This is a genomic window from Sulfurimonas lithotrophica (assembly GCF_009258225.1).
In the GTDB taxonomy this organism is placed as follows: domain Bacteria; phylum Campylobacterota; class Campylobacteria; order Campylobacterales; family Sulfurimonadaceae; genus Sulfurimonas; species Sulfurimonas lithotrophica.
In genome coordinates this window covers 1,225,563-1,246,803 of sequence record NZ_CP043617.1, presented here as the reverse complement: position 1 = coordinate 1,246,803, position 21,241 = coordinate 1,225,563, and the positions used below count along the sequence as shown (strand labels likewise).

The window sequence follows — 21,241 nt, the reverse complement described above, 5'->3', positions numbered from 1 at the left end:
TTCTAGTTGTACAACCATGAGAAAACTATGGTTCCGGTATCGTGTCCACCGTTTTCCGTATTGAATTTTTTAGTATTGTATGTTTGGATAAAATCAAATATAAACTTTTTATACCTTATTGAAAATCCCACACCGTAATAGCCGATAAAATTCTCTTTTTTTACGGAGTGGCTGTCTCCGTCCGTATTACCGTCTAAAAATATATCTTTGGATACCGCAGAGGATGCTCCGCTTATATTAATACTGAAACTCCAATCTTTTTGGTTGCATAAAATATTTTCTTCAAAAGAAGGTATCCCGTCCTCTCCACCGATATCGATTGAAGATACTCCAAAATCTTTCGGAATGTTGTATCCTATACGCATTGAAAATCCTGCCGTTGCTTTTATGCTTATATTTCCAAGTTCAATTTCGCCAAATGGTACTAAAGAAGTTTCCAATAGTTTTTGTTTTAGATATAAAAATCTCCATTTGTGAGTATATTTTAGATTTATTCCCAATTCATTATGCAGTTGATTATCCCAACCATATACATGTTCTGCACCTATGGTATCGTGTATAAAGTTTTGAAAATGTTCAGCTCCGGAGGTTGGTCCTACTATGCCCAATTTAAGATTTAAAGAACGTAGATGCGTTTTTGAACTTTTATGTAATCCAGCTTCAAAATATGTCCATCCTGCATATGGTCTGTCATCTACTATCAATGTTTTTTGTTTTTTATTTTTAGGCGTGTACATTTGATGAACTAAAGCAAAACTTCTGTAAGTACTAGAACCTCCAAAATCTAAAAGTGATATATCGTAAATATTTTTTTTAGGGTTTTGTATATGGTATAAAAATGAAAGACGTACGCCTGCCGTGTAATCATAATCCGTATTAAAATACATATCGTTTTCAAAATAAAAATTGCTACGTTGCAGATTCCACGATTCTTCTTCTTTTGCAATGTACTCTTGTGCAAAAGTATTAACAATAATAAAAAGTAGAAGTAAAATTTTTGACATTAAAAATTTACCTCCAAAATAAATCTAAATACTCCAGAATCTTCAATTAGCCTGCTGTTTCCATCATTATATATATATTCAAGATTTAGCGGAAACGCAAAAGAGTTTAATCCAACTAAAGATAAGCTAATACCTATAGTAGTTTCATTCATTTTGTATCTATTTTGAGAAAAACTTTTTAGTTCGTAATATCTGTATTTTGTATATATAGATTCTCTTTGGATTGATAGGGGGAATGTAAAATAATATTTTGAGAAGTTTATAACCGATGACAGTTTGGCTTCAACATAACCGGCTTCCTGAATATAAAGTGAACCGATTAAATTTGGTATTTGTATTTGAGAATTATCGTAAATTGAGTTTGAAGCATCAGAGACTTTTACACCTCTTTTGTTTATGTTAGCGTTAAAACTTGTAATTTTTGTATCTGTTTTAGAGTATTTTGCACCGAGATTTATGTATGTCTCATATGGAAGATCGTGTGAAAAATTATATATGCCACCATATATATTATCGTTTCTTTCATTGACTGTATATAGTTCTAAAGAGTTTAAGTAGTTAAGATATCTGCTTTTACCGTAATGTTCATATCTTGATAAATTTAAGTAAATAGACAAAGGCTCTCTCTCAAGAGTATCATAATCTTGAAAATAATTTAAACCAAGTTCACCATAGTAACGGGCAAATTTTATAAACGGGATTTTTATATTTGCCATTAAACCGTAATCTCTTGTTTTTAATTCATTGGCATCATCTAAAACTCCATAAGCTGATAAGGAATAATTGAATAGATACTCTTTTGAACTATACGATAAACCGGATATTAAAACTTCGGAACTGTCTTTATTTAGGAAAAAAGAGCTTTGATTTTGTCCTAATGGATCTGCAAAATTGATGCTTATATTGCCAATAGTAGAATCGTTGTCGTTTGAACCTATAAAGAGATTAGTACCGCTATAGTGCATATCGAAGAATGAGTTGTATTTTTTATCTAAATTTATATGCTCATTTTTGGGTAAATTTTTATAGTTGGTTTTTGCATAATAGTCTTTGTTTTCAAAAAACAGTTTGGTTTCATATGGAGTTTGTTCTATTTCGGTAAGTTCATTTATTAGATAGTAATATTCACTTTTTCCAATAGCAGATAAAAACACTTTATCGTCTCCAATAAGCTTGGCTTCAATAATATTATCTGCTTCAAGAACACGGTTGACTTTGGCATTTGAGTATCTGTATAAAGTTGAACCGTTTTTTGAGTTTGCTATAAAATATATATTGTTTTTAGAATCCACGTCACTTACAATTCCATAAAAACCTTTATAATAGTAGATGGGAGTTTTATTTTTATATAGTGTACGTGTCTTTGCGTTTTGTTTAAAGTAGTACAGGTTGTCGTTAGCATCTATAAATACAGATGAATTCACTGTTTCATAAAATGAATTTCCAATGTATAGTTTTGCTTCTGAAAATGAGCTTTTTACATCAAAATAAACTTCTGTATTATCGCTTAGATAGCCTTGTATGATTTTTGATTTTGAAGACTCCAATATATCTGCATCAGAGTCATAAAGCCCTTGATATATATTAAAAGCAGATGTATAATTACTTCCAACGGTGTAATATTGATTTTCTTTTTTAATTACTTTTCCACTAAGCCAGCTATCTTTTTGTTTTGATACTTTTAAAGATTGTTTATCTACTCTTATAAGTTCAGGGCTACTTACTCCATCTTTATTTATTATAAAAAAAATTTCATCTTTGTCGTTGTTTAGTTGGTAATAAAACTGTGAACTAAATAGTTTTTTACCTTTTGCTATATTTAGTTTTTTTGAAGCATATTCAGATGCAAAATCCTCTAACGAATCTTTAAAATAGTCACCTGTCGTTACTTTCATGCTATGGTTTGTAAGCTGTGGCCATACAAATAGTTTTGAGTGTTGATGAAAGTATCTGTTTATATTGTCTAAACCATATTTTTGAGCCATATAAAGATTATAAAATCCACCTGTTATATAATAGGTCTCACTGTATGGAAAGTTAAGAGTAGTATTGTAAGTGTTTTGCGGAGTTATATTTCCTGCTTTTGCCTGCAGAATAGTTTGTGCTTTGAACCTTCCGCTATAGAGTCTTCCTCCGTTTCCATGCCATGATTCATTTAAAACGGCATTACCTTCAAGCATAAAAGAATTTTCCATAAGATTTGGTACAATAAAAGGCATAGGTGAAAGTACAAATCCATTGCCAAAAATAGAGTGTAAAAATCTTGAAAGAGGGTTTGCTTTTACATTTAACTGATAGTTATGTGCACTCTCGTGATATAAAAGAGTATCTAACCAAGATGTAGAACAAAAATAATCTATATTTTGGACACCTCCGACATAGTTCATCTGTTTATTGTTTGGCAATTGGGTTGAAAAACCGTTTGGAATTTGATTTCTATGTGATAAAAGACCGATATATAAGGTTTCATCAAGCACCCAACCGTAGGTATCTTGATAATACTCGTGAAGCTTAGGCTCTATTGTACTTGTTTGTTTTGCAAACTCAAGATTATCTTTTGTAAATATAATCTCAACATCATTTTTTTTGTATTTATAATATTGCTCATCGTGTACGACTTCTGTAGCGAAAATTGTATTGTATATAAGAATATTTATTAATAAAAAAAATCTTTTCATGTTGTTCTTGGTTTTAGTTTTTGAAGATTATATCATATTTAGAAAATCCTAGTATAATTTCAAAAAAATTAAATCAAGGTACAGTATGTCAACATATATTTTTGGTCATTCAAATCCCGATAGCGATTCAATTGTAGGTGCTATCTCTCTCTCATATTTAAAAAATCAGCTTGGTGAAGATTGTATCCCTACGCGTCAGGGAAAAATATCTGCCGAAACAGAATTTATACTAAACAAATTTGATGGAGTTGAGCCTGAGTTAAAAACATCTTATGCAGGTGAGTCTGTATATTTAGTAGATTTTTCCGACTACGGTCAAGCACCTGAAGATATTAAAGAAGCTACAATACTCGGTATAGTCGATCATCATAAATTAGGAGATATTACTACATCTACTCCGTTAGAGTGTTGGATTAGACCGATAGGTTGTTCAAATACCGTGATTTATGAGATGTATAAATCTTTTAATGTTGAGATTCCAAAAAATATTGCAGGTATGATGATGTGTGCAATACTTAGTGATACGGTTATCTTTAAATCTCCTACATGTACAAAAGTCGATACAAAAGCCGTTAAAGAGTTGGCAAAAATTGCAGGTGTTGAAGATTATAAAGCACTTGGTATGGAGATGTTCTTGGTAAAATCTGCAGTAGATGGTGCAACAGCCAGAGATTTAAATACTAGAGACTATAAAGCATTTGAAATGAACGGTGTAAAAGTTGGCGTAAACCAGCTTGAAGTTGTTGATTTAAGTGTGTTTGATGATAAAAAAGATATGATTTTTGAAGATATGGCTAAAATGAAAGAGGAAGAAGGACTTCATACAATGTTGGTTCTTTTAACGGATATTATGAAAGAGGGCTCTCAGCTTCTTTGTATCAGTGATGATGTTAGTAAAGTTGAGAATGCGTTTAACTGTAAACTTGAAGATAATCAAGTTTGGTTGGATGGCGTACTGAGCCGTAAAAAACAGGTAATCCCTTTCTTACAGCCTCAATTTTAATTTAAAATTTTATTCCAACTCTTTTGAGTTGGAATAAATTATTCTTCTAGTTTTTTTGCAGTATCTAATTTGTCGTTGTCAATATATAAAACAACTCTGGTTTTTCCTTCTTCCTCTGCACGAAGCTTATCGTATAAATTTTGCATCTCAATGGCTTTTTCTTTTAAAACAGGTTCTCTAACTGATTTATATTCTGTTGGAACACCGTCTTTTTTTACAGTAGAAACTCTGGCATACACCCAATAATAACCACCGTCTTTACGTCGATTTTTAACATAGCCATGCCAAACATCGCCTTTTTTTATAGTCTCCCATAAATTGTCAAACACGGACTTTGGCATATCAGGATGTCTTATTACATTATGTGGTTTCCCAATAAGTTCTTCCGGCTTATATCCTGAAATTTCGGCAAATGTTTCATTTACATAAGTTATTTTGCCCGAAAAATCGGTGCGGGATACTATTAGTTCATCTTCAGGTACTTTGGTTTCGTAAAACATATCAAAATCAGTTTGCATCGCAGTTCCTTTTTTATTCAGCTACTATCAACTTGTTAAAGTAGATATCCTCAACCCTAGTTGAAGATAGATGTCTATTCATGCTATCGATTATAGCAGATTTTACTCTATAACTTCTAACATCCGCCTCATGCTTATTCATGATAGCTTCAATTGCGGCATGTCTTAGCAAAGTGCCTTTTGAACTTATTTCATCATCAACACCGCTTGACATACCCCATCCGCCGTGTTTTTCATATTTTGCCGATATATTGGTTATCAATTTATGTCCGTTTCCTATATTTATTTCAAAATCACCCAAATCGACTACACCGTCGTCTTTTATAACAATTTCAGTACTGTAGTAACGTTTTTTGGCTATTTTAGCTTTTAGGTTACTATCTAAACTACTATCTACTTTACTTAGGTTTGAAAAATCTGATGTCATAAATCCGTATATTGAAAGTATGACAATCAAAGCGAAAAAAAATAGGAAAATAAAAATACTTTTTATTTTATCTGACATAAAAAACTCCTTAAGAGTGATAATTATATCAAAAATACTATACGATATTTTTTAATTTTGATAAAGATACCTTTTTATTTTTTTGGTGGGAGTTTTTATAAAAGGTTCACGCTGTTCTTCAAACTTAACCATTCTGGAGAATGAAGATACTTTAGAGTTTACTTCTTGACGCATCTCTTCTAAGAGAATATTTATATTCTCCAATACTTCATCACTGCTTTTACTTTCACCGTGATATAGTTCATCTATTTTTTCATAATCGAGGTGAATTTTAGCTATTAATTTTCCGTTTTGCTCGAGCATAAGCGAGTCAAGTACAAGTTCATGCTCATTTATTATTGATTCTATTTGTTCTGGATATATATTTTCACCGCTTGGTCCTAAAATCATATTTTTACTTCTACCGCTTATAAAAAGGTATCCTTCATCATCTATATAACCTAAATCTCCCGTATGAAACCACCCGTCGGCATCTAAAACTTCTTTGGTTTTTTCTTTATCTTTGTAGTAACCGATCATAACACTGGGACTTCGTGCAAAAATTTCTCCTTCACCAGTAATGTTATGTTTGTTTCTTATGTCAATTTCAACTCCGTACATTGAAGGTCCGGTTGATTTTATTTTTGTTTTCATAGTACTTGGTGTAGCACAAAGAAGAGGTGATGTTTCTGTAAGTCCATAACCCACTATATAAGGAAAATCGCCTTCATGTAAAAACTGTTCAACATATCCCGGAACTCCTGCACCGCCTATAGCAAAAAAACGGAGTCTTCCGCCAAAAGTTTTAACTAATTTTTTTGCAGCTATCTTGTTTAATTTTTTTCTAAAATAAGGGACTTTATAGAGATTTTTTGTGACCAAAGAGGAATTGAATTTAGATAGAACTTTATTTTTATATATCTTTTCTATTACCAAAGGTACGCTCAGAATAAATGTTGGTTTGGCAACTTCAAAAGCCTTTAAAAGTACACTCGGTGTCGGTGTTTTTTTAATATACTGCACACTAGAACCGTGAAGCATTGGGACAAGCATCCCGACTGTTCCTTCAAAGACGTGTGAGAGGGGTAATATAGATAAAAATATATCGTTTGGAGTTATATCTATTATTGAATGTGTACTCATGGCATTTGTCGTAAGATTTTTATGTGTGAGCATCACACCTTTGGAGTGTCCTGTCGTTCCTGATGTATAAATTATACACGCTAAGTCGTTATCATCAATAAAAATATTTTCATCTGTGAAGTTATCAGGATTTTTTTGTGCTAATTTTTTATGTTTTTGAATATATTTTTCATTACTTAATTCATCAATAATACTTAATGATTCTAAGTTTATGACAAAATCTATCTCCTTATGTTCAAACTCTTCTATAGTTTGTTGATGTTTTTCCGAAACAAAAACTCCGTTTACCTCTGCATGTCTGATTATATGATGAACATCTGAAGGATGAAAGTCTGGAAGGACCGGAACTACAACTGCACCGATATATACTATTGAAAAATAAGCAATGCTCCAGTTTGGCATATTTTCACTCAGCAGTAGCACTTTGTCATCTTTTTTAATTCCGAGTTCTTTAAGTTGGTTTGAGGTATGAAGTACATTTTTGTAGAACTCATCATATGTTATAGGCGTATTTCCGACATAAGATACAAAAGGTCTTTGCGGATAAACGGATGCCGAACGTTGCAAAAATGAGCGTAAAGTAAAGTCTTTAATATTTTCATATGGGTAGTGCATATTAAACTCTTATTTTAAAATTTTTTAGTACCATTATACATAAAAATACTACCACCATATATAAAGGTTTAATTTTGAGTAGAAGAAATAAAAATAAACAAGAAAAAAGAAACACTAGAACATTTACTCAAAAAGATTTTTTACCTACAACCAGAGAAGAGATGGATGCTTTAGGGTGGGATCAGTGCGATGTGATTCTTGTAAGCGGAGATGCTTATATTGATTCGCCGTTTATAGGTGTGTCTATGGTAGGCAGGATGCTGGAGCGCCTTGGTTACAGAGTAGGGATGATAGGTCAACCTGACATAAAAAGCGATAAAGATATAAAAAGATTGGGTGAGCCAAGACTGTATTGGGGTGTAAGCGGTGGAAGCGTCGATTCTATGGTTTCAAACTATACGGCTACTAAGAAGTTTAGAAACTCTGATGATTATACACCCGGCGGAAAAAACAATAAACGTCCTGACCGTGCACTTAGTGTTTACTGTAATCTTATTCGTCAACATTTTAAAAATACAGTGCCATTGGTACTTGGTGGTATCGAGGCTAGTCTTAGACGGGTAAGTCATTATGATTATTGGCAGAACAAACTCAAAAAACCTATTCTTTTTGATTCAAAAGCGGATATCTTGGTTTACGGTATGGGTGAGATTGCTATTGAACAATTAACACGTGCGATAGAGAAAAATCAAGATTACAAAGATATCAGGGGAATTTGTTATATATCAAAAGAGCCGAAATACGAATACATACAACTGCCTTCTCATCAAGATTGTTTAGATGATAAAGAGAAGTATATAGATTTGTTTGATGATTTTTACGATAACAACGATCCAATAACGGCAAACGGATTGTGTCAACCTGTAGATGCACGTTTCCTTATTCAAAATCCACCGTGTGATTATTTGAATGAAGATGAGATGGATGCAAATTCAAACCTGCCTTTTACAAGAGAGTTGCATCCATACTATGCAAAAGAGGGTAAAGTAAAATGTTTAGAGACGATAAAATTCTCTATTATGACGCATCACGGATGCTGGGGTGAGTGTAACTTTTGCGCCATTGGTGTGCATCAGGGGCGTACTATTAGGACACGCTCGGAAGAAAATATTTTGGATGAGGCAAAAAGCTTTAATCAGTATAAAGATTATAAAGGGATTATCAGTGATGTTGGCGGACCTACTGCAAATATGTACGGATATGAGTGTGACAAAAAACTGAAAAAAGGCACCTGTGATCATATGAGATGTGTAGATGCTGAGAGACTTTGTAAAGTGATGCACGTGGATCACGGCAGAAACATAAACCTGCTTAAAAAAGTTCGTGAAGTAGAGGGTGTTAGAAAAGCTTTTATAGCATCAGGGGTTAGATATGATTTGATAACGGCAGATAAAAAACATGGATATTCTTATCTTAAAGAGATGGTAAAACATCATATATCGGGTCAGCTTAAAGTAGCACCCGAACATACACAACAACATGTACTTGAGCTTATGGGAAAACCGGGCAAGGAAACTTTGGTTGACTTTAAGAAGATGTATGACAGGCTAAATAAAGAAGAGGGGAAAAATCAATTTCTTACCTACTATCTTATTGCAGCGCATCCGGGATGCGAAGAGAAAGATATGCATGAACTCAAACGTTTTACATCTGAAGAGTTAAAAATGAATCCTGAACAGGCTCAGGTTTTTACACCTACTCCTTCTACCTATTCTGCCGTTATGTATTATACGGAGTTGGATCCAAAAACCCGTAAAAAAATATTTGTCGAAAAAGATACAAAAAGAAAAGAGAAGCAAAAACGTATAGTGGTGAAAAAAGATTGCTTCAAAAGTGGTTTTGCATCATAATCGCCAATTTTAGCAATTATTGTTCCAACTCTTACATTCCTTTCAGTTTTTTTATTCTACAATAAACAAAAATTTTAAAAAGTTGATAGATGAGAATAGATAAGTTTTTAAATTCCGTAAATATTACGAAAAGACGCTCCGTCGCACAGGATATGCTTTCAAATAAAGTAGTTTTAATAAATGACATAGTTGTAAAACCAAGTAAAAATGTTGAAATAGGGGATACGATAACTATAAACTATTTAAATGAATCTAAAAAATATAAAGTATTAAAGATACCTGTTACAAAATCAACACCAAAGTCACTTCAAGGTGAATATATAAAGGAACAATAAATGAAGTACGAAGAGGCAAAAGAGAAGTTTACGTCACTTTTTAACCATGAAATGGGTGATGCTCAGATGCGTGACTTTTTACAAAGTATGAAGCTAGATAAATATACACCCGTTGAAGCTATTGCAGCTGCGGCAGAAGTTATGCGTACATATGCACTTCCTTTACCGATTTCAAATGAATTAAGAGAAAAATCTATTGATATAGTCGGAACCGGTGGAGATAAAATAGGTAGTTTTAATATATCTTCAACCGTGTCAATATTAGCAGCTGCAGCGGGTTGTAACGTAGCTAAGCACGGAAGTCGCTCCATTACGTCAAAAAGCGGTAGTGCGGATATGCTTGAAAAACTTGGAATAAGGCTTGACATAACTCCAAACCAGTCCGCAAAACTTTTAGAAGAGAGCGGATTTTGTTTTATGTTTGCACAAAACCATCATCCTGCTATGAAGTTTATTGTCCCTGTTAGAAAAACTATTCCGGATAAGACTATATTTAATATTTTAGGACCCCTTACAAATCCTGCAAATGTCCAAAAATCGCTTTTAGGTGTTTTTGATAAATCGTTTGTCCCTAAAATGGCTGAAGCACTTAAAATAAACGGTTCTAAAAGTTCACTAGTCGTGAGTTCCGAAGAGGGTATGGATGAGATAAGCTTATCCGGAGTTACTTATGCATCTTATCTTAAAGACGGTAAAACACGCGAGTTTGAGATTGATCCTGAAGAATACGGTTTTAAAAAAGCACCTCTAAAAGCAATAGTAGGAGGTGATGCAAAGCATAATGCACAGATTTTATATAATATTTTTGATTCTTGTGCTACTGATGCACAAAGAGATATCGTACTTTTAAATACAGCTGCAGCACTAATGGTAGATGATAAAGTCCGTGATATTCAAGACGGTATAGCTATGGCAAAAGAGACTATAGCATGTTCAAAAGCAAAAGAAAAATTAAAGCAGATTATAGAGATATCAAATAAATTATGAAAAAATATACCCTGACTCTTGATGAAGTTGAAAAATTTAGCGATGAAATTGTAGATGCTTTTAAAAACGGTGTTATTATTTTACGTGGAGATTTGGCAGCCGGTAAGACTACTCTTACAAAGTATATTGTTGCATCCCTTGGTGTAGATGATGAAGTAACGTCACCGACCTTCTCCCTGCAACAATGTTATTCGGATAAAGTTTATCACTATGATATATACAATAAAGGGCTTGAGCATTTTATATCTATGGGGATGCTTGAAGAGTTGGAAAAAAACGGTTTGCATATTGTGGAGTGGGGTGATGATAAACTACGTGATATTTTAGTGGATGTAGGTTTTAAGGTATTGGAGATAGATATAAAAAAAATAGATGCAAATAAAAGAGAATATATTTTAAGAGAGTATGAATAGATGCATAAGTTAAAAGCAGTTGATTTAAAAAAAAGAATAAAAGACCTTGAGATAGTAAAAGGTATGAGCCTTGAAGTAAACAGTGGCGAGGTAGTAGGGCTTTTAGGTCCAAACGGTGCAGGTAAAACCACTACTTTTTATATGATATGCGGTTTAGTTGAAGCAAGTGACGGAAAGGTCTTTTTTGATGATATAGACCTCTCGGGAAAACCCCTTCACGAAAGAGCCTTGCAAGGTATAGGCTATCTTCCTCAAGAAGCTTCAATATTTAAAGATTTGAGTGTTGAAGACAACCTGATGGTAGCGGCAGAAGTTACTATAAAAGATAAAGAAAAAAGAGAAGAAAGAATCTTAGAACTCCTTGATATGTTTAATATAGAACCTATCCGTTACAGAAAAGGTATTAGTTTAAGCGGTGGGGAGCGTCGTCGTGTAGAGATAGCCCGTGCACTTGTTAACAAACCGAAGTTTTTGCTTTTGGATGAACCTTTTGCAGGGGTTGATCCGATAGCCGTGATGGATATTCAAAAGGTTATTCATCAGCTTGTATCATATGACATAGGTGTACTTATAACCGACCATAACGTGCGTGAAACACTTGATGTATGTGACAGAGCTTATGTAATTAAATCCGGGAATCTTTTAGCAAGCGGTACGACTGAGCAAATCAGAGCAAATGCAGATGTCCGTACACATTATCTAGGTGAGGATTATAAGTTCTAGAATATGGCAACTCTTAGACAAACCCAATCGGTTGAAACTAAACACAAGTTATCCAATACGTTAAGAAACTGGCTGCCGATACTGCATTCTAGTTTAAGTGATTTGGGTGAAGCTATGGAACCTTTTATAGAGGCTAATCCAGTGGTTGAAGTTAAATCCGGTTTTGAAGAAGAGTATGAGAAAAAAATCCCGAAAAAAATAATAAACAGGGCGGTAAGTAACTCTAGAACCGAGCAAATAGAAGCTTTGACGGTTCAGAATCGATCACTTCACGATGTTTTGGATGAACAACTCGGTGCTCCGCTTTTCCCTACACCGATTTCAGAAGCTATAGCTGAATATGTAGTGGCTAACTTAGATGAAAACGGTTATTATGAAGGTGAGAGTGAGGCTTTTTGTCAAGAAGAGGGTATAACACTTGAAGAGTTTGAAAAAATCCGTCTTAGATTTGCTCATGTTGAGCCTGTAGGTATCGGTGCAGTCGATTTGTCAGAGAGTTTTATGTTTCAGCTTGATTCATCAGACATAAGTGATGAAGCATATCCTTTAGCTTGCACGGTTATAAAAGATATGCAAAATATTTACAGTTATTCCGATGAAGAAAACTTTACCGAAGTTATGCGGGTTTTGGGTACGTTTAAAAATCCACCTTCTATAGAATATCAAGAAGAGTCTCAGCAGGTAGTCCCTGATTTAATGATATATTTTGATGAAAATGAAAATATAGAAGTAAAACTAAACGATGCTTATTATCCTACTATAAGTATAGATACCGAGTATGCGGTAGAACATGATTTTATCTCACAAAAAATTAAAGAAGCAAAATCTCTTGTAGATGCACTTGATATGCGTAAGGCTACTCTTTATAAAGTTGGACTTATGATAGTTGAGTATCAGTATGAATTCTTTACGGGTGGTCAAATTATGCCCTTAACACTTAAAACTTTAGCAGATGAGTTTGGTCATAATCCATCAACGATATCCCGTGCCATTGCAAACAAATATATAGCTTGTGACAGGGGAATACTGGCTATGAAAGAGTTCTTTACCACGGCAATTGACGAAGATGTTTCAAATGCAGCAATTAAAGATTATTTGATAGGACTTGTAAAAGAAGAGAGCCATGCAAAACCACTGAGTGATATGAAACTTTTAGAGATGATTCAAGAAAAATTTAAAGTCAAAATGGTTAGACGCACAATTGCGAAATATAGAAAACAACTAAATATAGCAGGTTCAAGTGAAAGAAAAAAACTCTATCAGCTCCATTAAAAAACGCTTGGATGCAGAGGTTTTAAAACGAAACCAAATCGGTGAAGTAAATGAAGATAAACTCGATCCGATTTTTGTAGCATACAGATATAAAGATCCGACAATCTCACTTATTTGTGCACTCTTTGCATATGGAAACGTAAAACAAATTGTGAAGTTTTTAAACTCACTTGATTTTTCACTTCTTGATAAAGGTGAAGATGATATACAAGAGTCTCTAAAAAATCATTACTATAGGTTTCAAAAAGCCCAAGATGTTATAGCCTTGTTTATCGCACTAAAACGTTTAAATCAAAAAGATACGTTAGAGAATGTTTTTAAAAAAGCATATTTAAAGAACAACAGTGTTATAGACGGGATAAACGAGTTAATATTAACAATTAAAGAGTTATATCCGTATGAGAGTCAAGGTTATAATTTTTTAATTTCAAAAGTTACCACTAAAACAAAAGGCAGCGGAGCATTAAAGCGTTGGATGATGTACCTTAGATGGATGGTTAGAAATGATAATATAGATATGGGTCTATGGAACGGTATAGATGCAAAAGATTTAATAATACCTTTGGATACCCATACGTTTAATGTAGGAAAAAAGCTGGGACTGTTAAAAAGAAAAACCTATGATTTGCAAGCAGCGATAGAATTAACACAGAGATTGAGCTCTTTTGACGCAAAAGATCCTTTAAAATATGACTTTGCATTATACAGATTAGGACAAGAATCATTGATTTAATTCGTTAATATTAAAAAAAAACATATTAATTTAGATTAAAGTGTATAATTTTTTGATATTTTACAAATATTTCAGTAAACTAATGTAAGAATAATTTATAAATAAATAATATGTTTATACAATAAAAGGGTGACTCGGTGTCTAATACAATACTTTGTGTTGATGATGTTAAAACTAATTTACTTACACTTGAAGCTATTTTTGAATCTAATGATGAAGATTATAATCTTTTAATGGCAATGTCAGGACAAGAAGCCCTTGATATACTTCAGACAAATGAAGTTGATTTAATTTTGCTTGATGTTATGATGCCTGAATTAAACGGATTCGATACGGCAAAGTTAATATTAAAAAATAAAAAAACAAAAGATATACCTATAATATTTTTAACGGCAAAGCAAGATGACGAGACAATTAAAATGTCTTATGAGGTAGGTGGTGTCGATTATATGAATAAGCCGTTTAACGTTACTGAACTACTTAAAAGGATAGATTTTCATTTAAGATTGAAAAAGAGTGAAAAACTTATCCATATAGAAAAAGAGCAGATTCAAAGTTTGATTAACTTGCAAGATAATTTTGTTCTTTTAACAGACGGTGTTAAAGCTATAAAAATCAATAGTGCAATAGAGGATTTTTTTCAAGTAAAATCGATTTCCGAGTTTCAAGAAAAATATGGATGTATATGTAAAACATTTATTGAAGAAAACGGTTACTATCACTTAGGTTTGGTAGATACTGAAGAACTATGGATATCCGACGTTATTGAAAGATTGAAAAATGAAGATGTAATAGTTAAGATAAAAGATATTGAAAATAATAATCACATATTTGCAATTAAGGCTGTTAAATTTGAAAATAGCTTATTTATACTCTCTTTTACCGATATAACATCAATGTCCGAACAATCTCGCGAGTACGAATATGAGGCAAGTCACGATCCTTTGACGAGTATATATAATAGAAATATGTTTGTAAGAGTGATGAAAGAAAAGATAAAACAAAGAATCTTTACCAATAAAGGTCTAAGCTTGTGTGTATTGGATATTGACCACTTTAAAGATGTTAATGACACATATGGTCATCTTGTGGGTGACAATGTACTGAAACATTTAGCTAGATTGATTGAAAAGCATATTAGAAGTGAAGACCTTTTTGCAAGGTGGGGCGGAGAAGAGTTTATATTGGTATTTGAATTTGGTATTAACGAAGCATATAGGAAAGTTGAATTTTTAAGAAAAATTATCGAAAAAGAAAATTTTGGCACAGTCGGAAGTCTTACGTGTAGCTTCGGTGTCAGTGAGTATAAATACGGAGATACTTTAGAAAGCCTTATAAATGAAGCCGATAAAGCACTGTATGAGGCAAAAGCAAGCGGAAGAAATATGGTTTGTCAGATATAGATAATATTATTTGGGTATAATCCGAATAATAATATATTTAAAGGTATGTGATGGAATGTGAATTTCCGACTATAAATTCAAATAATGAAGAAATTTTAGAAATTTTAGACAGTGTAAAGACAATAGCAATACTAGGTTTATCCCCAGACGAATCAAAACCCAGCAATAAAGTAGCTAAATTTTTAAAAGAACACGGTTATAAGATAGTACCTGTTTATCCAAAAGAGGATATTATTCTCGGCGAAAAAGTGTATCGTTCACTAGCAGAGATACCTTTTGAGATTGATATGGTTGATATATTTAGAAAACCGAATGTTTTTGATGCCGTTGTAGATGTATGTATAGAACGCGGTGATGTTAAAGTCTTTTGGGGACAATTGGGTCTTGTTAACAATGAAGCTGCCGCAAGAGCAGAAAAAGCCGGTATGAAGGTTGTTCAAAATCATTGTCCGAAAATAGAATTAGAAAATAGATAGGTAAGTAATTGTTAGAACTAAAAGAAATATATGAAGCAAGAGATAGGATAAAAGACGTAATCTTAGATACGCCGTTTGCTTTTGCACCTCAGATGAGTAAGGTATCTGGTATCGAGGTTTATTTAAAAAAAGAAAACTTACAAATTACAGGTGCATTTAAAATTCGTGGAGCGTACAATAAAATAGCTTCACTGGATAAATCTAAAATGGCAAACGGTGTTATAGCCGCAAGTGCAGGTAACCATGCCCAAGGTGTTGCACTCTCGGCATCTAAGTTTGGGATTCGTGCAGTTATAGTTATGCCTGAATCAACACCGCTTACGAAAGTTAACGGTGTAAAACAGCTTGGCGGAGAAGTGATTTTACACGGTTCAAACTATGATGAGGCGTATGGATATGCTTTAGAGTTTGGAACAAAAAATTCACTTACGTTTATACACCCGTTTGAAGATGAAAAAGTTATTGCCGGACAAGGTACTATAGCACTCGATATTTTAGAAAAGTGTGATAATTTGGATGCTATTGTAGTACCTGCCGGAGGCGGTGGACTGATTTCGGGTATAGCATCTGCCGTCAAACAAATTAATCAAGATATAAAAATAATAGCTGTAGGAGCTAGTGGAGCACCTGCTTTAAAAAATTCATTTCACAGCGGTAAAGCGCAAGATAGTTTAAGTGTTAGAACTATTGCAGACGGTATAGCTGTTCGTGATACTTCAAAAATCACACTTTCCCATATGCTTGGGTGTGTTGATGAATTTATAAGTGTAGATGATGAAGAGATAGCAAGTGCTATTTTATTTTTGCTTGAGAAACAAAAACTTGTTGTTGAAGGTGCAGGAAGTGTCGGTGTAGCAGCAGTACTTCATGGTAAACTTGAGCATTTAAAAGGTAAAAAAGTAGCTGTAGTTTTAAGCGGCGGTAATATGGATGTTACGCTTTTAAACGTGATTATTGAAAAAGGTTTGTTAAAATCACATAGAAAAATGAATATTACGGTTACTCTTATTGATAAACCGGGCTCTTTAAAGCGTTTTACTGAGATTTTAGAAGAGTTAAGTGCAAATATAGTTCATATATCTTATGACAGAACAGCTATATCTTTGGATTACGGAGATGCCAATGTAACCGTGCATATGGAAACAAAAGGCGAAGAACATCAAGTCGAGATAATAGACAGGTTAAAAAAAGAGGGATATTTAAAAAACAAAAATATATGAGCGCAGTTAAAAGCAAAAAATTCCCGCAAACTATAATCTTTTATTCAAAACAAGTAAATTCTACCGTACTTGTTGTTGACAAAATGACCTCCGTAAGGTTTTTAGACCAACAAAGTTTAGAAACTCTAAACGGTTTTAAAGTAAACATAAATCATCAATGGTATAAAAACCAGGTTGTAGATTATAGTTATAACGGTGCTTACATGGCTGTTATAAGCGAAGATGCAAAACAGTCAAGACTATATGATACCAGAACAAAAAAAGTAATCATTAAAATTAACAGGCATCACGGTGAAGTTACCTGTGTTGCAATTGACCCAAAGGCTTCTTATTTTTTTTCAGGCGGTGAAGACGGCAGGACATTTGTAAGTGATATTAAAAGTTCACGACTTTTATTTACATTACCTTCACATGCAGATACTATAAACGATATACAGTTTTCAAAAACTTCTTATCTTGTTGCTACGGCTAGTTACGACAAAAGGGTTCAAGTGTTTAATTATGCTACTATGACTCCCTTGGCTAACTTAAAAGGTCATAATGCCCCTGTTATGAAAGTTGAATTTTTAGATAGTTCCATGCTTTGCAGTATAGATAAAAATTCATCTGTAATTATTTGGGATTTGAGTAAACAAAAGGTATTTAAAAGACTTTCAGGCATACATGACGAGATTGTTCAAGTTTCTTCAAACGAAAAATTTTTATTTTTAGCAACCGCACTTGGTTTTGTAATAGTTTATGATACAAAAACATTTGAACAAGTTTCAAGAAAATTTATCAAAGTAAGCTCACGAATTACGTTTATCGAATATGATAGCGAACAGGATCTATTGATTATAGCAAATGAATCCGGAGAATTATTGTATTTTGACATATACAAAGGCATCAAGGAGATGCAAATACTTTTAGAAAGTAAGAGTTACGATAAGGTTTACTCTCTACTAGAAAACAACCCTTTGCTGGAATATACGGATATATATAAATCAATGGATGATATATGGGAGGGAGTTTATGAAAAAGCTTCTTTATTGCTTCAAAAATCAAAAAAGGATGAATCCCTAGAAGTTTTTGGTAGTTTTATAAATATACCTAGTAAAAAAACTCTTATAAATAAACTTTTTAAAGACTATGAAGAATTTGACAAATTTTTACTTATGGTAAAAAATGAAAAACTTGCTTTAGCATATTCATTAGTAAATAAACATCCCGCATATAAAAAATCGGAAGTATATAAGGCTATAGAAAAAAAATGGAGAAAACTTTTCACGCGTGCTCAGGAAATGTCTGTAGAACATGGTTCAAAAGATAAAATAAAAGAGTTATTATCGCCATATCGGGGTGTAAGTGAAAAGACAAAACATATTCAGGATATGTTGGTTAAGAGTGATATATATACAAGATTTAAAAACTCAATAATTAAAAAAGATTTTAAAATTGTTTTTGAACTTGTAAAAGTAAACCCGTTTTTAAAAGAATTTCCGGAGTATTTTTCGGTAATCTCTTTTGGTGATAATTTGTATATAAAAATCAATAAATTTATTCAATCGGGAGATATTCATAAGGCTATAAAATTGATGAAAATATTAGTGGACTTTCCAGACTTTAAAGACGAAGTCAATATGATGCTTAAAGATATTGAACTTAGAGATAAGTTTTATAAAACTTTAGAAAAATCAAATTTTGCAAATATATATAAACTTATTGATACCTCTAGTACTCTATCAAATACTCCCGATGGCATAAAGTATAATAAGTTGTGGAACGATGACTTAGATTTATCAAAAGTTTATGCTTTAAACGGTGATATTATAGGAATTGAAGGTGTCTTAGACAAATATAAAGACATACCTTCTAAAAAAATGTCTATTGCGAGTATTTATTCTTTGGCGTATATAACGCAAATTGAAAACGGCATCAGAAAGAAAAAAGATAAAAAAACTATAGAAAAAGCGTTTAAAAGCTATATATTATACTTTGGTCTGGATGATTATATTATTTCAACTTTTGAGCAGTTTTATTCTAAATATGAAAATGTTAGTTTAGATTTAGAATCTTTGAAAAAAGGTTCTAAAAAGAATTGGCAGCCATCTGTAAAGAGCATAGATATCTTAGAATAATATAAACTTTAAAATTATTTATGAATTTAACCTAAATCAAAAAGCTTTTTAAGTATAATCCAAAAAATTTTATATTAGGAGACTTTTCATGCAAATAAATGGCGCTCAAATGGTCATAGAAGCTTTAATTGAAGAGGGTGTTGACACTGTGTTTGGATACCCTGGTGGAGCTATCATGAATGTCTATGATGAAATTTATAAACAAGATAAGTTCCATCACATATTAACTCGCCATGAACAAGCTGCCGTACATGCTGCCGAGGGTTATGCTAAAGCTAGCGGAAAAGTTGGTGTTGCAATGATAACCTCAGGTCCGGGTTTTACAAATGCAGTTACGGGTCTTGCAGACGCATATATGGACTCCATCCCTTTAGTTGTTATCTCTGGACAGGTTCCTATGAGTTTAATCGGTACAGACGCATTCCAAGAGATAGACGCGGTTGGAATTAGCCGTTCATGTACAAAACACAACTATCTGGTTACAACGGCAGAAGATTTACCGAGAATATTAAAAGAAGCGTTTTATATAGCTGCATCTGGTCGTCCTGGTCCTGTTCATGTTGACATTCCAAAAGATGTTACTGCAGAGATTGCTGAGTTTGATTACACTGTTGAATTAGATTTAGAAACATATAAACCTCATACAAAAGGTAATCCACGTCAGATCAAAAAAGCTATTGAAGCTATGAGTAAAGCAAAACGTCCGCTTTTTTATCTAGGCGGTGGTGTTATAAATTCTAATGCATCTGATGAAGTTAGAGAGTTGGTTAGCAAAACAGGAATTCCTGCCGTTGAGACATTTATGGCTCGTGGAACTTTAAGTCACGATGATGAACTTCTTGTCGGTATGTTAGGTATGCATGGTTCATATGCATCAAACATGGCTATGAGTGAGACTGATTTGGTTATAGCACTAGGTGCGAGATTTGATGACAGGGTTACAGGTAAACTTAGTGAGTTTGCTAAAAATGCAGGTGTAGTACACGTAGATATCGATCCTGCATCTATCTCTAAGCTGGTAAATGCAGATTACCCGATAGTCGGGGATGTTAAAAATGTTGTAACAGATATGCTTGGGCAAGTTGATAAGATTGATTCAAAAAAATATGTTCAATGGCGTGAAACAATAGCTAAGTTTGATGAACTGCATCCTTTGATGTATCATGAAGACAGTGATAGAATTAAACCTCAATGGGTAATAGAGCGTGTTGGCGAAATACTTGGAGATACAGCTAATATCTCAACGGATGTTGGTCAGCATCAGATGTGGACTGCACAGTTCTATCCATTTAGCAGAGCTCGCCAGTTTGTAAGTTCAGGCGGACTTGGAACAATGGGCTTTGGTTTTCCCGCAGCTATGGGTGTTAAAGCAGCTGATCCTAAAAGAGTAAGTATTAACTTTACAGGTGATGGCTCAATTTTGATGAATGTTCAAGAATTGATGACGGCAGTTGAGAAAAAACTACCTGTGATTAATATTATATTAAATAACAACTATTTAGGGATGGTTCGTCAGTGGCAGACACTTTTCTATGACAAACGTCACTCTGAAACAGACTTAAGCGTTCAACCTGACTTTGTAAAACTTGCAGAAGCATTTGGCGGGGCAGGGTATAGAGTATCTACTAAAGAAGAGTTTGATGCTGCTTTAAAAGATGCAATTAAAAAGGATGTCGTAACTTTTATTGATGTTACTGTTGAGAGACTAGAAAATGTTCTTCCTATGGTTCCGGCGGGCGGAAGTTTATTTAACATGATGTTGTTAGCTAAGAAAGGAGATAAATAATGTTACACGAAAATAGCGAAAGAAGAGTAGTATCGGTAATCGTTGTAAATGAATCTAGTGTATTATCTCGTATAACAGACCTTTTCTCTGCACGTGGGTACAATATAACATCATTGACTGTAGCTCCGATTCCTGAGAGTAAATACTCAAGACTTACAATAGTTACATCCGGAAGTGTCCGTGTGATAGAACAAATAACTAAACAACTTCATAAACTTATACCTGTATATAGAGTTTATGAACATGCTGATTTAGTTGAGAAAGAGATGGCTATGGTTAAGTTCCCCGTAGCCGAAAATATTACGGATATAAATACTCTTTGTGAAGCTTATAACGGAAAAATTGTCAACGTTGGTGAAAATATTATTATCGCTATGGTTGCGGATGAGCCAAAAAGAGTCGATAATTTTTTAAAGATTATCCAAAGATATAACCCAAAAGAGATCGTTAGAAGCGGTGCTGTTGCACTAGAGAGGTAGCT

The 21,241-nt window shown here is 33.3% G+C and carries 19 protein-coding genes; 14 read left to right on the top strand and 5 right to left on the bottom strand.

Annotated features, from left to right (window positions below; all coding sequences use genetic code 11):
- Positions 1-2: 2 nt before the first annotated feature.
- Positions 3-1,004 (bottom strand): lipid A deacylase LpxR family protein, encoded by a 1,002-nt coding sequence (locus FJR48_RS06275; RefSeq protein ID WP_152307296.1) that lies wholly within the window; start codon positions 1,002-1,004, stop codon positions 3-5.
- Positions 1,004-3,682 (bottom strand): hypothetical protein, encoded by a 2,679-nt coding sequence (locus tag FJR48_RS06270; RefSeq protein ID WP_152307295.1) that lies wholly within the window; start codon positions 3,680-3,682, stop codon positions 1,004-1,006. The genes FJR48_RS06275 and FJR48_RS06270 overlap by 1 nt, the downstream gene beginning before the upstream one ends.
- A gap of 85 nt (positions 3,683-3,767) precedes the next feature.
- On the opposite strand from FJR48_RS06270, the gene FJR48_RS06265 reads away from it, so the two are divergent.
- Positions 3,768-4,685, top strand: a complete 918-nt coding sequence (locus FJR48_RS06265; RefSeq protein WP_152307294.1) for a manganese-dependent inorganic pyrophosphatase — start codon at positions 3,768-3,770, stop codon at positions 4,683-4,685.
- A 38-nt stretch (positions 4,686-4,723) separates the two neighbouring features.
- On the opposite strand, the gene FJR48_RS06260 is transcribed toward FJR48_RS06265, so the two are convergent.
- Genes FJR48_RS06260 through FJR48_RS06250 form a run of 3 tightly spaced genes read right to left on the bottom strand, consistent with a single transcriptional unit; the run spans position 4,724 to position 7,445 of the window.
- The gene (locus FJR48_RS06260; RefSeq protein ID WP_152307293.1) at positions 4,724-5,203 is read right to left on the bottom strand and encodes a PAS domain-containing protein; all 480 of its coding nucleotides are present in this window, start codon (positions 5,201-5,203) and stop codon (positions 4,724-4,726) included.
- A 13-nt stretch (positions 5,204-5,216) separates the two neighbouring features.
- A complete protein-coding gene (locus tag FJR48_RS06255; protein ID WP_152307292.1) occupies positions 5,217-5,708 on the bottom strand; it encodes a hypothetical protein in 492 nt (163 codons plus the stop codon).
- Between the two features lie 51 nt (positions 5,709-5,759).
- A complete protein-coding gene (locus tag FJR48_RS06250; RefSeq protein WP_152307291.1) occupies positions 5,760-7,445 on the bottom strand; it encodes an AMP-binding protein in 1,686 nt (561 codons plus the stop codon).
- A 161-nt stretch (positions 7,446-7,606) separates the two neighbouring features.
- Between FJR48_RS06250 and FJR48_RS06245 the strand changes: the two genes are divergently transcribed.
- The 13 genes from FJR48_RS06245 to ilvN all read left to right on the top strand — a co-directional run bounded on the left by FJR48_RS06245 (position 7,607) and on the right by ilvN (position 21,239).
- Positions 7,607-9,295 (top strand): YgiQ family radical SAM protein, encoded by a 1,689-nt coding sequence (locus FJR48_RS06245; RefSeq protein ID WP_152308399.1) that lies wholly within the window; start codon positions 7,607-7,609, stop codon positions 9,293-9,295.
- An 89-nt stretch (positions 9,296-9,384) separates the two neighbouring features.
- The gene (locus tag FJR48_RS06240) at positions 9,385-9,630 is read left to right on the top strand and encodes an RNA-binding S4 domain-containing protein (RefSeq protein WP_152307290.1); all 246 of its coding nucleotides are present in this window, start codon (positions 9,385-9,387) and stop codon (positions 9,628-9,630) included.
- Positions 9,631-10,617, top strand: a complete 987-nt coding sequence (gene trpD / locus FJR48_RS06235; RefSeq protein WP_152307289.1) for an anthranilate phosphoribosyltransferase — start codon at positions 9,631-9,633, stop codon at positions 10,615-10,617.
- Positions 10,614-11,030 (top strand): tRNA (adenosine(37)-N6)-threonylcarbamoyltransferase complex ATPase subunit type 1 TsaE, encoded by a 417-nt coding sequence (gene tsaE, locus FJR48_RS06230; RefSeq protein WP_152307288.1) that lies wholly within the window; start codon positions 10,614-10,616, stop codon positions 11,028-11,030. Before trpD ends, tsaE begins: the two co-directional genes overlap by 4 nt.
- Positions 11,031-11,753 carry an LPS export ABC transporter ATP-binding protein gene (gene lptB / locus FJR48_RS06225; protein WP_152307287.1) on the top strand — a complete coding sequence of 241 codons (723 nt, stop codon included), beginning with the start codon at positions 11,031-11,033 and terminating at the stop codon, positions 11,751-11,753.
- Positions 11,754-11,756: 3 nt separating this feature from the next.
- Positions 11,757-13,025, top strand: a complete 1,269-nt coding sequence (locus FJR48_RS06220) for an RNA polymerase factor sigma-54 (RefSeq protein WP_152307286.1) — start codon at positions 11,757-11,759, stop codon at positions 13,023-13,025.
- Positions 12,994-13,758 carry a TIGR02757 family protein gene (locus FJR48_RS06215; RefSeq protein WP_152307285.1) on the top strand — a complete coding sequence of 255 codons (765 nt, stop codon included), beginning with the start codon at positions 12,994-12,996 and terminating at the stop codon, positions 13,756-13,758. Before FJR48_RS06220 ends, FJR48_RS06215 begins: the two co-directional genes overlap by 32 nt.
- Positions 13,759-13,895: 137 nt before the next feature.
- Entirely contained in the window at positions 13,896-15,161 is a 1,266-nt protein-coding gene (locus tag FJR48_RS06210; protein ID WP_241856023.1) for a diguanylate cyclase, read from the top strand.
- A 50-nt stretch (positions 15,162-15,211) separates the two neighbouring features.
- Positions 15,212-15,637: a CoA-binding protein gene (locus FJR48_RS06205; protein ID WP_152307284.1), complete on the top strand. Its 426-nt coding sequence runs from the start codon at positions 15,212-15,214 to the stop codon at positions 15,635-15,637.
- 8 nt (positions 15,638-15,645) lie between these two features.
- A complete protein-coding gene (ilvA, locus tag FJR48_RS06200; protein WP_152307283.1) occupies positions 15,646-16,857 on the top strand; it encodes a threonine ammonia-lyase in 1,212 nt (403 codons plus the stop codon).
- Positions 16,854-18,974: a WD40 repeat domain-containing protein gene (locus FJR48_RS06195; RefSeq protein WP_152307282.1), complete on the top strand. Its 2,121-nt coding sequence runs from the start codon at positions 16,854-16,856 to the stop codon at positions 18,972-18,974. Before ilvA ends, FJR48_RS06195 begins: the two co-directional genes overlap by 4 nt.
- Before the next feature lie 88 nt (positions 18,975-19,062).
- Positions 19,063-20,760 carry an acetolactate synthase large subunit gene (locus FJR48_RS06190; RefSeq protein ID WP_152307281.1) on the top strand — a complete coding sequence of 566 codons (1,698 nt, stop codon included), beginning with the start codon at positions 19,063-19,065 and terminating at the stop codon, positions 20,758-20,760.
- On the top strand, positions 20,760-21,239 hold the full coding sequence (ilvN, locus tag FJR48_RS06185; protein ID WP_152307280.1) for an acetolactate synthase small subunit: 480 nt from the start codon (positions 20,760-20,762) through the stop codon (positions 21,237-21,239). Before FJR48_RS06190 ends, ilvN begins: the two co-directional genes overlap by 1 nt.
- Positions 21,240-21,241 lie beyond the last annotated feature (2 nt).